This is a genomic window from Xanthomonas sp. CFBP 7698 (genome assembly GCF_003600855.1).
Lineage (GTDB): Bacteria > Pseudomonadota > Gammaproteobacteria > Xanthomonadales > Xanthomonadaceae > Xanthomonas > Xanthomonas cannabis.
On the sequence record NZ_PRDN01000001.1, the window covers coordinates 724,122 to 736,591 of the forward strand.

General features: G+C 67.7%; 15 protein-coding genes. 6 read left to right on the forward strand and 9 right to left on the reverse strand.

Annotation, left to right across the window (positions count from 1 at the left end):
* Window positions 1–64: 64 nt before the first annotated feature.
* The 7 genes from dapB to XnspCFBP7698_RS03015 all read right to left on the reverse strand — a co-directional run bounded on the left by dapB (window position 65) and on the right by XnspCFBP7698_RS03015 (window position 5,915).
* On the reverse strand, window positions 65–781 hold the full coding sequence (dapB, locus tag XnspCFBP7698_RS02985; protein WP_104581432.1) for a 4-hydroxy-tetrahydrodipicolinate reductase: 717 nt from the start codon (window positions 779–781) through the stop codon (window positions 65–67).
* 209 nt (window positions 782–990) lie between these two features.
* On the reverse strand, window positions 991–1,710 hold the full coding sequence (locus XnspCFBP7698_RS02990; protein WP_104581431.1) for an MOSC domain-containing protein: 720 nt from the start codon (window positions 1,708–1,710) through the stop codon (window positions 991–993).
* Window positions 1,707–2,909 carry a PLP-dependent aminotransferase family protein gene (locus XnspCFBP7698_RS02995; RefSeq protein WP_104581430.1) on the reverse strand — a complete coding sequence of 401 codons (1,203 nt, stop codon included), beginning with the start codon at window positions 2,907–2,909 and terminating at the stop codon, window positions 1,707–1,709. The genes XnspCFBP7698_RS02990 and XnspCFBP7698_RS02995 overlap by 4 nt, the downstream gene beginning before the upstream one ends.
* An 85-nt stretch (window positions 2,910–2,994) precedes the next feature.
* Window positions 2,995–3,495, reverse strand: coding sequence for a hypothetical protein (locus XnspCFBP7698_RS03000; RefSeq protein WP_104581429.1), 501 nt, complete (start codon window positions 3,493–3,495; stop codon window positions 2,995–2,997).
* A 59-nt stretch (window positions 3,496–3,554) separates the two neighbouring features.
* A complete protein-coding gene (locus XnspCFBP7698_RS03005; protein WP_104581428.1) occupies window positions 3,555–3,809 on the reverse strand; it encodes a DUF6587 family protein in 255 nt (84 codons plus the stop codon).
* 1 nt (window position 3,810) lies between these two features.
* Window positions 3,811–5,670, reverse strand: a complete 1,860-nt coding sequence (locus XnspCFBP7698_RS03010) for a ferrous iron transporter B (RefSeq protein WP_104581427.1) — start codon at window positions 5,668–5,670, stop codon at window positions 3,811–3,813.
* The gene (locus tag XnspCFBP7698_RS03015; protein WP_104581426.1) at window positions 5,667–5,915 is read right to left on the reverse strand and encodes a FeoA family protein; all 249 of its coding nucleotides are present in this window, start codon (window positions 5,913–5,915) and stop codon (window positions 5,667–5,669) included. The genes XnspCFBP7698_RS03010 and XnspCFBP7698_RS03015 overlap by 4 nt, the downstream gene beginning before the upstream one ends.
* A 114-nt stretch (window positions 5,916–6,029) precedes the next feature.
* Here XnspCFBP7698_RS03015 and XnspCFBP7698_RS03020 point away from each other — a divergent pair, with 114 nt between their 5' ends.
* From XnspCFBP7698_RS03020 to XnspCFBP7698_RS03045, 6 genes are all read left to right on the forward strand, one after another.
* Window positions 6,030–6,827 carry an enoyl-CoA hydratase-related protein gene (locus XnspCFBP7698_RS03020; RefSeq protein WP_104581425.1) on the forward strand — a complete coding sequence of 266 codons (798 nt, stop codon included), beginning with the start codon at window positions 6,030–6,032 and terminating at the stop codon, window positions 6,825–6,827.
* Window positions 6,824–7,213: a VOC family protein gene (locus XnspCFBP7698_RS03025; protein WP_047696269.1), complete on the forward strand. Its 390-nt coding sequence runs from the start codon at window positions 6,824–6,826 to the stop codon at window positions 7,211–7,213. Before XnspCFBP7698_RS03020 ends, XnspCFBP7698_RS03025 begins: the two co-directional genes overlap by 4 nt.
* Before the next feature lie 109 nt (window positions 7,214–7,322).
* Entirely contained in the window at window positions 7,323–8,219 is an 897-nt protein-coding gene (locus XnspCFBP7698_RS03030) for a hydroxymethylglutaryl-CoA lyase (RefSeq protein WP_047696325.1), read from the forward strand.
* Between the two features lie 136 nt (window positions 8,220–8,355).
* A complete protein-coding gene (locus XnspCFBP7698_RS03035; protein WP_047696271.1) occupies window positions 8,356–9,126 on the forward strand; it encodes an SDR family NAD(P)-dependent oxidoreductase in 771 nt (256 codons plus the stop codon).
* Window positions 9,127–9,224: 98 nt separating this feature from the next.
* On the forward strand, window positions 9,225–9,791 hold the full coding sequence (yeiP, locus tag XnspCFBP7698_RS03040) for an elongation factor P-like protein YeiP (protein ID WP_039410277.1): 567 nt from the start codon (window positions 9,225–9,227) through the stop codon (window positions 9,789–9,791).
* A gap of 11 nt (window positions 9,792–9,802) precedes the next feature.
* Window positions 9,803–10,189 (forward strand): hypothetical protein, encoded by a 387-nt coding sequence (locus tag XnspCFBP7698_RS03045; RefSeq protein WP_104581424.1) that lies wholly within the window; start codon window positions 9,803–9,805, stop codon window positions 10,187–10,189.
* A gap of 98 nt (window positions 10,190–10,287) precedes the next feature.
* Here XnspCFBP7698_RS03045 and XnspCFBP7698_RS03050 read toward each other — a convergent pair whose 3' ends face one another.
* Complete coding sequence (locus tag XnspCFBP7698_RS03050; RefSeq protein ID WP_104581423.1) at window positions 10,288–12,165, reverse strand: DUF4105 domain-containing protein; 1,878 nt, start codon at window positions 12,163–12,165, stop codon at window positions 10,288–10,290.
* Window positions 12,162–12,455 carry a DUF2388 domain-containing protein gene (locus XnspCFBP7698_RS03055; protein ID WP_047696279.1) on the reverse strand — a complete coding sequence of 98 codons (294 nt, stop codon included), beginning with the start codon at window positions 12,453–12,455 and terminating at the stop codon, window positions 12,162–12,164. The genes XnspCFBP7698_RS03050 and XnspCFBP7698_RS03055 overlap by 4 nt, the downstream gene beginning before the upstream one ends.
* Window positions 12,456–12,470: the final 15 nt, after the last annotated feature.

Genomic DNA, 12,470 nt, shown 5'->3' on the forward strand with positions numbered 1-12,470 from the left:
GCGCCGGAGCGGCATGAATACGCTGCCGCGCCTGGCAACCGTTCACGCGCGGTTGCGCGGCGCGTTACAGCACCAGGTCGCGCACCCGGTAGCTACCGGCCGGCCTCCCGATCAGGCGCTTGGCTGCATGCAGGGCGCCGCGCGCGAAGATGTCGCGATTGGTTGCGCGATGCACCAGCTCCACCCGTTCGCCCAGGCCGGTGAACTGCACCGTGTGTTCGCCCACGATATCGCCGGCGCGCAGGCTGGCAAAGCGCGGTTGCGCACCGCTGCCGGTGGCCGCTTCGCCCAGCGTCAGTGCGGTGCCGGAGGGTGCGTCCTGCTTGTGCACGTGATGGGCTTCGATGATGTCGCAGTCCCATCCGGGCAAGGTGCCGGCGGCGCGCTCGACCAATTCGGTGAGCACCGCCACCCCCAGGCTGAAGTTGGACGCCCATACCAGCGGAATCTGCCGCGCGGCATCGAGCAGGGCGGCGCGCTGCGCCTCGTCCAGCCCGGTGGTGCCGGAGACCAGCGGCTTGCCGCGCTGCGTGCACAACGCCAGGACCGGCGCAAAGCCCTGCGGCAGACTGAAGTCGATTGCCACATCGTAGGCCGGCGCACCGCCCAGCTCGCTGGCGGCAAAGAACGGCACGCCGTCGACCACCCGCTGCGAGGGCGAGCGCCCTACCACTGCGCCGACGACATGCAAGCCATCGTCTTCGGCCGCCAGGCGCAACAAGGCCTTGCCCATCCGCCCGGAGGCACCGTGGATCAACACTTTTACAGGAGACGTTGTCATGCCCGCAGGCTAGCGATGCGGTGTGGGTTGCACAAGGTGCTGGGATTGGGGAATCGGGAATCTGGAATCGTAAGAGCGGTGTGCTGTGGCTGAGCGGCTGGCGAGGTTTGGCGGTTGTTGGGTGTGGTGTGGCTGGGAGCGAGGGGGCCTGCGGTGGCGTGGCGCTTGGGTGAGGGATTGCCGCTCACATCGACCGGGGCGACGTTTGCTCAGTCGTCCATGCCGTCCAGGCGCTTGGCCCAGCTTTCGACCTCGCTGCGCTGCAGGCGACGCTCGAACAACGCGCGCCACGAGGGCACCAGTGGCAACGTCAGCACATCGGAGATCGCGGCGGTATCGACGGTGCGCGCGCACAGCACCTGCTGCAGGCGGGCCAGTGTCCATTGCGGATGCGGTCGCTCCTGCAATGTGAGCATGTCGCCGGCGGCCACCGCGCCGGGTTGCAGCACGCGGTAATACCACCCGGTGCGTCCGCTGTCCTGCACCCGGCGCGCCATCTCGCGCACGCCGAAGCGGTCCGACAGCTTCCAGCATGGCTGGCGCAACTGCGAGACCTCCACTACCGCCGTGCCCAACGTAAAGCGATCCCCAAGACAGACCGTGGCCTCGGTCAGGCCGGTGCTGCTCAGGTTCTCGCCGAAGGCGCCGGCAGCTTCCAGCAGCGCATGCGCGCCAAATTCGCTGCGCCAGGCGGCGTAGTGGTCGCGCGGATAGTGATGGATCGCCTTGTCCGGCCCGCCATGCACGCGCCGGTCGCCCTGCTCGTCGCCGGCCAGACCGTCCACCGCAACCTGCACCGAGCCCCGCACGGCGCGCTTGTCGATCGCGCTGCGGCTGCCGGGGCGCGTGAAGTCGCGTGCCACGCCGATGGCGACGCTATCGATCCGCGTTGCGGTCGGCGCGTCCTGCAGCGTAGCGGGCGCGCTCATGCGCCCTGCCCCGGCAGCTCGGCCAGCGCCTCGCGCAGCACCTCGCCGAGCACCTGGATGCCGGCATCGATCTTCTCGCCCGGCACGGTGACGAACGACAGCCGCAAGGTGTTGGCTTGCGGGAGCGTCGCGAAAAAAGGTGCGCCGGGCACGAACGCGACATTGCGTGCGATGGCGCGCGCCAGCAGTGCGGTACCGTCCAGCCCGGGCGGCAGGCTCACCCACAGGAACATGCCGCCTTCGGGGCGATTCCATTGCACCTGGGGCGGAAAATGCCTGTCCAGCGCTTCCAGCATCAGGCTGCATTGGCGCGCATACAGCGCGCGGATCTGCGGGATGTGGGTCTCCAGAAAGTCGTCCTGCAGCGTCTGGTAGACCACGCGCTGGGTGAACGACGGCGTATGCAGATCGGCCGCCTGCTTGGCCTGGATCAGTTTGCCCAGCACGGCCTCCGGCGCCACCACATAGCCCAGCCGCAGACCGGGCGCGAGCACCTTAGAGAAGGAGCCCATGTAGATCACGCCGTCCGGATTCATCGACAGCAGGCCCGGCAGCGGCTGCCCGCTGTAGTACAGCTCGCCGTACGGGTCGTCTTCGACAAGGGGCACGCCTGCCTCGGCAGCGCGCGCCACCAGCGCCCGACGTCGCGCCAGCGGCAAGCGCCGCCCGGTCGGGTTCTGGAAATTGGGCAGGCAGTACAGGAAGCGCGCATCGGCCAGCAGCGCCGGCTCCAGCGCATCCACCACCACACCCTCCTCGTCCGATGGCATGCCGACAAACGCGGGCTGGAACAACGAGAACGCCTGCAATGCGCCCAGATAGCTGGGCGTTTCCACCAGCACCTTGCTGCCTTCGTCGATGAAGACCTTGCCCAGCAGGTCCAGGCCTTGCTGCGAACCGGTGGTGATCAGCACCTGGCTGGGCCGGATGACCGCGCCATCGCGACTGAGCCGGGCCGCCACCCATTCGCGCAATGGCGCGTAGCCCTCGGTGGGCCCGTATTGCAAGGCGGCCTGCGGTGCATCGCGCAACACCTGATCGCTGGCCGCGCGCATGCGCTCGACCGGAAAGGTCGCCGGCGATGGCAGGCCGCCGGCGAAGGAAATGACCTCCGGCCGCTCGGTCACCTTGAGGATTTCACGAATCGCCGAACTGGTCAGCGCCTGCGCACGTCGGGAGATCTGGAAGGAGGTTGTCATGGCACAAGCATAGCGAACGCCAGCGACTGCGCCGCTGTGCACTGCAGCGATACATTGCTCGCCATTTGCCGGGCGCGACGCCCGCTTACTGGTACGCGGGGCCGACCCAGGCCGTGCCTTCGCTGCGTTCGATCAGGGTCTTCCACCGTTTGCGGATCAATGTGTCGCGCGAGCGGAAGGTCATGCGCAACCCCGGCAGGCCGAGTGTGGCACGCGTCTCCACCAGCGCCGACCGCGCGTCCGGTGCAATCTCGATCTTGGTGATCGACTGCTTGTAGTCGATCAGTTCTTCCGGCTCAGCCACATGGCGCATCTGGCTGAGCACCTGCGCCCATTCGCCATTGGACTTGCAGTACTTGGCGCGATTGGTGGTCTCGCGCTTTTGATGGGAATCCATGCGGTAAAGGACCACCATCTCGAATTCCGGCGCGGTCATCGCACACAGGGCCTCACCATCCTGGCCCATCATCGCCTTTTCCTGGGCGGCGTAGAAATCGCGCACCTGCTTTTCGTCGAGCGCATTGCCACCATAGTTGTAGAACCCCGCAACGGCGGCCAGCACCGCCAACAACACCAGCAAACGCATCACCGGCCCTTGTTTCGCCGCGTCCTGCGGCCGGGCAAGTGTAGCCGACGTTGGGTGCGTCAGTGCTTGCGCGGCGGCGTCGGGCCGCAGCTATCGCAGCCGCCGCAGGAGGCAGCGCCCTGGGCAGCCGGCGGCGCCACGCGACGGCCGACCGCCTGCATCCAGGCAGGTCGCCCGGTGCGCAGCAGCGCGAGCGCGAGCGCGCCGCGTAGCCGGCGCAAGGTGCCGGGGAACTGCTTTTTCATCACCACCCACAGGCTGACCAGCACCGCGATGGCGATGACCACGTATTGCGCCGTGAGCGAGAGATCCATGTCAGCCTGCACCCAACAGGACGGCCAGTTGGTAGGTCACCAGTGAGGCCAGGTAGGCCAGGGCGAACAGATACACCGCGCTGATGGTCATCTGCTTCCACGAGTTGGTTTCGCGCTTGATCGTGGCCAGCGTGGAAATGCACATCGGCGCGTAGATGTACCAGACCAGCAACGACAGCGCGGTGGCCAGCGACCAGCCGTCGCTGATCAACGGCGACAGCGCCTGCGCTGCGGCATCGTCATCGGCGGCCGACAAGGCATAGACCGTGGCCAGCGAAGCCACCGCCACTTCGCGCGCGGCAAGTCCGGGAATCAGCGCAATGCAGATCTGCCAGTTGAAGCCCAACGGCGCGAAGAACACCGCCATTGCATGGCCGATGCGGCCGGCAAAGCTGTAATCGATGGCCGGCAAGGTTGCATTGGCGGGCGCCGCCGGAAACGACAACAGGAACCACAGCAGGATGGTCAGCGCCAGGATGATGCCGCCCACCCGCTTGAGGAAGATCCAGGCCCGCTCCCACAGGCCCAGCGCCAGGTCGCGCAGCTGCGGCACGCGGTAGGACGGCAACTCCAGCATCAGCGGATGCTCGCTCTTGTCGCGGCGCCACTTCTTCATGGTCCACGACACCAGCAGCGCACTGACGATGGCCGCGGCATACAGCCCGAACAGCACCAGCCCCTGCTGGTTGAAGATGCCCCACACGGTTTTCTGCGGGATGAAGGCACCGATCAGCAGCGCATACACCGGCAGCCGCGCCGAGCAGGTCATCAGCGGCGCGACCATGATGGTGGCCAGCCGGTCGCGTGGGTCCTGGATGCTGCGGGTGGACATGATGCCCGGCACCGCACACGCAAAGCTCGACAGCAACGGAATGAACGAGCGCCCCGACAACCCGGCCGCGGCCATCATGCGATCCAGCAGAAACGCAGCGCGCGGCAGATACCCTGATTCTTCCAGCGCCAGAATGAAGGCGAACAGGATCAGGATCTGCGGCAGGAAGATGATCACCCCGCCCAGGCCGGCAATGATGCCGTCCTTGAGCAGGCTGTTGAGCGGGCCTCCCGGCAAGGTGGCGCCCACCCACTCGCCCAGCGCGGCGGTGCCGCCGTCGATCAGATCCATGACCGGCGTGGCCCAGGCGTACACCGCCTGGAAGATCAGGAACATCACCACCGCCAGCGTGACCAGGCCCCAGATCGGGTGCAGCAGCCAACGGTCCAGCGCGTCGTCCACACGCGAGGTGCGGGTCGGCATGCTGACGGCCGCACTCAGAATTTGGCGCACCTGGGCGTGGTAGTTGCCGTCCGCCGGCGGTGCTGCACTGGGCGCGTGCAGGCTGGCGGCCTGCGCGTCGATGCGCTCCACCAGGGCCTTGGTCCCACCGCGCCGCACTGCCACGGTTTCGACCACCGGCACGCCCAGCGCCTGTTCCAGCGCCGCCAGATCGATGACGATGCCGCGCCGCTGCGCGGCGTCGACCATGTTCAAGGCCACGATCATCGGCCGGCCCAGCTCGCGCAGCTCCAGCGCAAAGCGCAGGTGCAGGCGCAGGTTGGTCGCATCCATCACGCACACCAGCACGTCCGGTGCGGGTTCGCCGGGGTAGAAGCCACGGCACAGGTCGCGGGTGATCGCTTCGTCCAGGCTGGCCGGCTGCAGGCTGTAGGCGCCGGGCAGATCCAGCACCGCAAAGTCGCGCCCGGACGGGGCACGGAAGTGGCCTTCCTTACGCTCGACGGTGACGCCGGTGTAATTGGCCACCTTCTGGCGGCTGCCGGTGAGCTGGTTGAACAAGGCGGTCTTGCCGCTGTTGGGGTTGCCGACCAATGCCAGCCGCAGCGGAACGCTGGCCGCGTTCATGCCGATCCCCCCTCTTGGCGCACCTGTACGCGCGCCGCCTCGCTGCGACGCAGCGCAAAGCGGGTGTAACCGACCTGCACCAGCAAGGGTTCACGCCCCACCGGCCCGGTGGCCAGCACGGTCACTTCCTCCCCTGCGACAAAGCCAAGCTCGCGCAAGCGCCGGGCGATCGTGTCGTTGGGAAGACGATCCTCCACAGAGTCCACAATGGCGGCGCGATGCAAGGGCATGTCGGACAGCGTCACAAAGACGGCCTGATTGTTAGGAATGGTTCTCAATTCTAGCATCGACGCACCGCGTCATGGCTCCGGCGACCCGTACCGCTATGATGGTTCGCATCTCATTCATGGACGTTCGCAATGCAGGACACCGGCTTGATCGTCGAGGACCAGGGACCGGTCCGCACCTTGCGCCTGCACCGACCAACGGTGCATAACGCCTTCGATGCGACCTTGATCGGCGCCCTTACCCAGGCCCTGCAACAGGCAGCCGGCGCAGCCCACATCCGCGTGGTGGTGCTGACCGGTGCCGGCGATGCATTTTCCGCCGGCGCAGACCTGAACTGGATGCGCGGCATGGCCAACGCCAGCGAGGCCGCCAACGCTGCCGATGCAATGGCGCTGGCACAGCTGATGCGCACCCTGGACGAACTGCCCAAGCCCACCATTGCCCGCGTCAACGGCGCCGCGTTCGGCGGCGGCGTCGGCCTGGTAGCGTGCTGCGACATCGCCATCGGCTGCACCGAAGCGCGCTTCGGCTTGACCGAGAGCAAGCTGGGGCTGCTGCCGGCGGTGATCTCGCCGTATGTCATCGCGGCGATCGGCGCGCGCCAGGCGCGCCGCTGGTTCGCGACCGCCGAGATCTTCGACGCCGGCACCGCGCAGCTGCTGGGGCTGCTGCACCAGCTCGTGGCGGCCGACCAGTTGGACATCGCGGTGGAGCGGCAGGTGCGCCTGCTGCTGGCCGCTGCGCCACTGGCCGCCAGCAACGCCAAGACGCTGGTGCGTTCGGTACTGCCGCCTGCCGACCGCGACGCGATCGATGCCGCCAATGCCGCCTGGATCGCACGCCTGCGGGTGTCGCCCGAAGGCCAGGAAGGTCTTGCGGCCTTTCTGGACAAACGGGCGCCAGCATGGGTGCCGGAGAGCGTGGCATGAGCGGGATCGACCACGTTGGCATCGCCTGCGGCGACCTTGCCGCCAGTGTCGCGTTCTATCGCGCGGCGCTCGCCCCGTTGGGCATGACCCTGCTGGCGGAATTGAGCGCGGCCCAGACCGGCAGCCGCGCGCACGCCGGCTTCGGCATCGAGCGTGCAATCGTCTGGCTGGGGTCCGATGCGCAGGCTCCCGGCACCGCGCATCTGGCACTGGCGGCGGCCGATCGCGCCAGCGTGGACGCGTTCCACCGTGCAGCGCTCGCCGCAGGCGGCCGCGATCACGGCGCGCCCGGTCTGCGCCCGCATTACCACCCGCACTATTACAGCGCCTTCGTGCTCGACCCCGATGGCAACAACCTCGAAGCGGTCTGTCACCGCGCCGCATGAGCACCGTCCCGATGTCCTTGAGCACTGTATCTCCCTGCGCGGACGTGGGCGCACATGAGACCGCTGTTGCGTCGGCCGCGCCCAGGCGGGCATGCGGGAACGTGGGCGCATGAGCGACTTCGTCCGCATTGTCGAGGTCGGCCCGCGCGATGGACTGCAGAACGAAGCGCAACCGGTCGCCACCGCCGACAAGATTGCGTTGATCGATCAACTCTCGGCCACCGGCCTGCGCAGTATCGAGGCGACCAGCTTCGTCAGTCCGCGCTGGGTGCCGCAGCTGGCCGATGCTGCCGATGTCCTTGCCGGCATCGGCAAGGCGCCGGGCATCGCCTACCCGGTCCTGGTGCCGAACCTGCAGGGCTATGTACGTGCCCATGCCGCAGGCGCGCGCGAGGTCGCGGTGTTCACGGCCGCATCGGAAGCGTTCAACCGCACCAACACCAATGCCGGCATCGACGAATCGATCGCGCGGTTCCGGCCCGTGCTGGAGCAGGCCGCCATCGATGGCGTACGCGTGCGTGGCTACGTCTCCACCGTGCTCGGCTGCCCGTACCAGGGACAGGTGCCAGTGGCCGATGTGGTGGACGTCGCGCAGCGCCTGTACACGCTGGGCTGCTACGAAATTTCGCTGGGCGACACCATCGGTGTCGGCACCCCGGCAAAGGCACGCCAGATGCTGGACGCGGTCGCACAGGAGGTGCCGATGCAGGCGCTGGCCGTGCATTTCCACGACACCTACGGACAGGCGTTGGCCAATATCGCTGCATGCCTGGAACAGGGCGTGCGCGTGGTCGATGCGGCGGTGTCCGGCGCGGGCGGTTGCCCGTACGCCAAGGGCGCCAGCGGCAACGTCGCCAGCGAGGATGTGGTGTACCTGCTGCACGGGTTGGGCATGTCCACCGGCATCGACCTGCCCGCCCTCGCCCGCACCGGCCGCTGGCTGGCGCAGCTGCTCGGTCGCGAGACCGGCAGCAAGACCGGCAAGGCGCTCGCGGCCGCCGGCTGATCAACCGGCACCGCAACGCGCCGGCAGTGTCGCCGGCACGCTGGCACAAGGGCTTCGGCTAGAATTGCCGGCCGTCTCGTCCACCGTTCGCGTGCCGTCATCGCTCGGCATCCAACGCATCACAGGGAACCATCGCATGCAGCCGTCTTCTGTTCTTGCCGTTGTCACCGGCGGCGTCTCCGGCCTGGGCCTGGCCGTGGCGCAACGCCTCGTGGCCGACGGCGGCAAGGTGGCCCTGTTCGATGTCAACGCGGACAAGGCCGACGCGGCGCTGGCGGCGCTGGGCGCCGGCAATGCGCATTACTTCGCCACCGACGTCACCGATGAGGCGCAGGTGGCAACCAATATCGCGCAGGCGGCGCAGGCGTTGGGCGGGCTCACTCTTGTCGTCAACTGCGCCGGCATCCTGGGCGCAGGGCGCGTACTGGGCAAGGAGGCGCCGATGCCGCTGGCGACCTTCCGCAACACCGTGCTGGTCAACCTGGTCGGTAGCTTCAATGTGGCCAAGGCGGCCGCCGATGTCATGCAGCACAACGCCGCCGGTAACGACGGCGAGCGCGGCGTGATCATCCACACCGCCTCGGTCGCTGCCTACGAGGGCCAGATCGGCCAGGCCGCCTATGCCGCGAGCAAAGGTGGCGTGGTGGGCATGACCCTGCCGATGGCGCGCGAACTCGCCCGCTTCGGCATCCGCGTGATGACGATCGCGCCCGGCGTGTTCTGGACCCCGATGGTCGACGGCATGCCCGAGGCCGTGCAGCAATCGCTGTCCGCTTCGATTCCGTTCCCCTCGCGCCTGGGCCAACCCGACGAATACGCCGACACCGTCGCCTTCATCCTGCGCAACCGCTATCTCAACGGCGAAGTGATCCGCCTGGACGGCGGCGTGCGCCTGGCACCCAAGTAGCCGGGAATCGGGAAACGGGAATGGGGAATCGCAACGGCGCCCTGCTCCCACCCCCGGTCCTTGCGTTTCCGATTCTCCATTCCCAACTCCCGATTCCCATGAAAGCTAACGACATCAAGAAAGGCAACGTCGTCGAATACAACGGCGGCATTTATCAGATCCGCGATATCGAGCGCAGCTCGCCGCAGGGGCGCGGCGGCAATGTGCGCTTCCGCTTCATCATGTACAGCGTGCCCGGCGGCGCCAAGCTGGACGCCAGCTTCGATGCCGACGACAACCTGCCCGACGTCGAGCTGCTGCGCCGCCTGTCCACGTTCTCGTACAAGGATGGCGAAGCCTTCGTGTTCATGGACGACGAAGATTTCACCCCGTACACGCTGGATGCGGACGTGATCGGCACCGATGCCGGCTACATCACCGATGGCCTGACCGGCATCTACGTGCAGGTGATCGACGACCAGCCGGTAGCCGTGCAGTTGCCGCAGACGGTGACCCTGGAAGTGGTGGAAACCCCGCCGGAACTGAAGGGCGGCACCGCCACCAAACGCCCCAAGCCGGCCAAGCTCAACACCGGCATGGAAATCATGGTGCCCGAGTACATCAGCAACGGTGAGCGCGTGCTGGTCAACACCACCACGGGCGAATTTGCTGGCCGCGCCGACTGATGCGCCGACTGATGCGGCGCCTGATCGCAGCCCTGTCGCTGGGGCTGCTGGCTGCCTGCACCGCGGAACCGGTACCGACGCCCGCGTCGGCGCCGGCTGCGGCAACCTGCACCGACTCCAAGGTGGAGGAAGAATGGCTGCAGCACCCGGCCGGCCTGTGCGGCATGCCCGATGACGTGCGTGCGCTGGTGGACGACTACGACACGTGCGAGCACTTCGCCGGCGAGGAACCGTATGACGCCGACCGCCGCCACGAAATCGAAGTCGCCGTGGCGCAATTCTGCACACCGGCGCCGGCACGGCTTGCAAAGCTGATGCAGCAGTACCGCAACGACGCGCACATCAGCGAATGGCTGCGCCAGTATGCAGTGCAAGCGGATCTGCAACCCGCCGGCTGAAGCATCCCTTCTCCCCTCGAGACATTGTCCTCCTCACCCCAACCCCTCTCCCGACGGGAGAGGGGCTCTGCTACGCCCCCTTTGCGTAGCCTGGTTCGCTATTGCACCTGCAGAGGCGTGCGCATGTCCGACTGCACGTTGTCGGCAGCCGCCTCACCGCGCGCCAGCACACGCAAGCGCGTACGCAAACGCGCCACATTCGCTTCACCCTGCTCCAATCCACTGCGCAGCTTGGCCGGCAAGTGCTGGCGGCCCAAGCGCTGCAGCTGCTTCCAGCCATCGACCAATACGCCGCTATCCTGCGCAACGCGCTCTGCCAGCTGCCGCTGTTCGTCCGTCTGCGGCAGCCCATAACCGGAGGTGACCAGCAGCGTCGCCGGGCGACTGAACTGCGCCTGCTGCGCGAACACTGCGTGCAGCTGGTCCTGCACCATTAAGCGGTCGGCCACGCCAGGGCGCAGCAACCGCTTGAGTGCATCGCGCGCCAGCAACTCCTGCCGACGCAGTGCCGCCTGCTCCAGCAACAGCGCCGCTGCGGTTTCGCGCAGGCCGCCCTGGTCGAACCACTGCGCGCGTGCGGCGGGTTGCGCATCGAGCCAATGTGCCACGCTGGTCTGCGGCACCGGGATGCCGCGCCGGATCACCTCGAACATGGCCTGGTAATGCGTGGCCGCCGACTCGAAGTAATAGCCCTGGCGGATTGCCTGGGCGTGGTCGTCCAACACCCTGATATCGGCGATACCGGCGCGCTGAAGGCGCTGACGCAGGCCGCGCGGCGTGATCGACGCCAGATCGGCGGCCCCCAGACGCGGCACGCCGTCGTGGAGCAGCTTGTAGGTCTCCACCGCGCAGTTGTTGCCGACGAAGTAATAGCGCCCGTCGTAGCTCCAGTGCACCTGCGCTGCACGCGTGAGCAGCGCGGCGATCTCCTCGGGCGTCAGCGCCAGCGGCACCGACGAGAGCGCGCGCAGTTCCACCTTGGTGTACTCGTCGATGACTTGGTTCAGCGACAACACGAACAGCCGCGACGGATACGACCCGGTCAGCCCGCGCCAGCTGGAAATCTGCACATCGCCCACAAACGCGCGGAACGAGAGCACGCGGTGGTACTGCAGGTCCAGCCGGCAATCCGGTCCGGGCACGCGACCGGGCGCGCAGATCACCAGCCGCAACATGCTGTGGCCCCAACGGCTCATCGGCTGCTGGTTCCCTTCGGCCAGCAGGTAGTCCACCGCATACACGCGCGAAGGATCCAGACTCAGCAGCGACATCGCCCCGGCATCGTTGTCCGCCTGCAGGTAGGGCAGCGTCGGCGCACACGATGCGATGTTCTGCGGCGGGCCCACCTGTCCGGACAACCACGCCGCCAACGCGGGACGCCGGCAGGCATAGTCCGGGTCCAGCACATAATGTTCGAGATTGACCGCGACGAACTCTGCAGGGCTATGCCGCTCGTAAGGGTCGGGGCTGCGGTCGCTGAAGTGGTTTGCGCCGCGTCCAACCCGCCATGGCCGCACCTGCCAGCCGGCCAGATCGCGCAAGCGGGGGTCACGCGACAGCGCACTGCCCGCGCCACGGTCGCGCACATGCGCCAACTCGTGGATCAACGCCGCCATGGCGGCGCGCGTGGCCGGTGCGGTCACATCGGCGCGCTCACGTGCCGGCTGCGCACTCCACGACTGCAGCAAGGCGCGATCGAGCAGGATGTGGTTGCCGATGGCGCGGCCATGCACGCGTGCAGGCAGATCGCGGCGCCATTGCAGCTGGATCGGCGCTGCAGGGCGTTGCGCCCAGCCCTGCGGCAGGCGCTGCACGACCTGCTGGACCAGCGCCTGGCTGGCATCGCGTTGCTCCGGACTCAGGCCCGCGGGCACGACGGTAATTTGCAGCGCCGGAGCGAGCTGCGACTGGCCGTAGGCCGCCGGTGCGAGTGCTGCGGCCAGCCACAGCCATCCGCACCGGCGGCGACGACTCACTGCGCCAGAATGGACTGAGCCAGTTCCAGGTCGCTGGACAGACGCGCCGCATCGCTGCGGCTACGCAGCTGCAGCAACGCCGCTTCCAGGCGCGCACCGCGGATGGCGCCATCGCTGGCAACGAAGCCGGCCGCATCTTCGCGCGCGTCGGCCAACACCTTGTCGTCGCCGGAACTGCTGCTATTGGACGAGCCAGCCGACGATGCGCCGGCCGACGTGCCGGCGAGACTGGAGGCGGCTGCAGCCAGCGGCAGCAGGGTCAACGCACAAAACACCAGGGAGCGCATCATTGGCATGTCGATTCC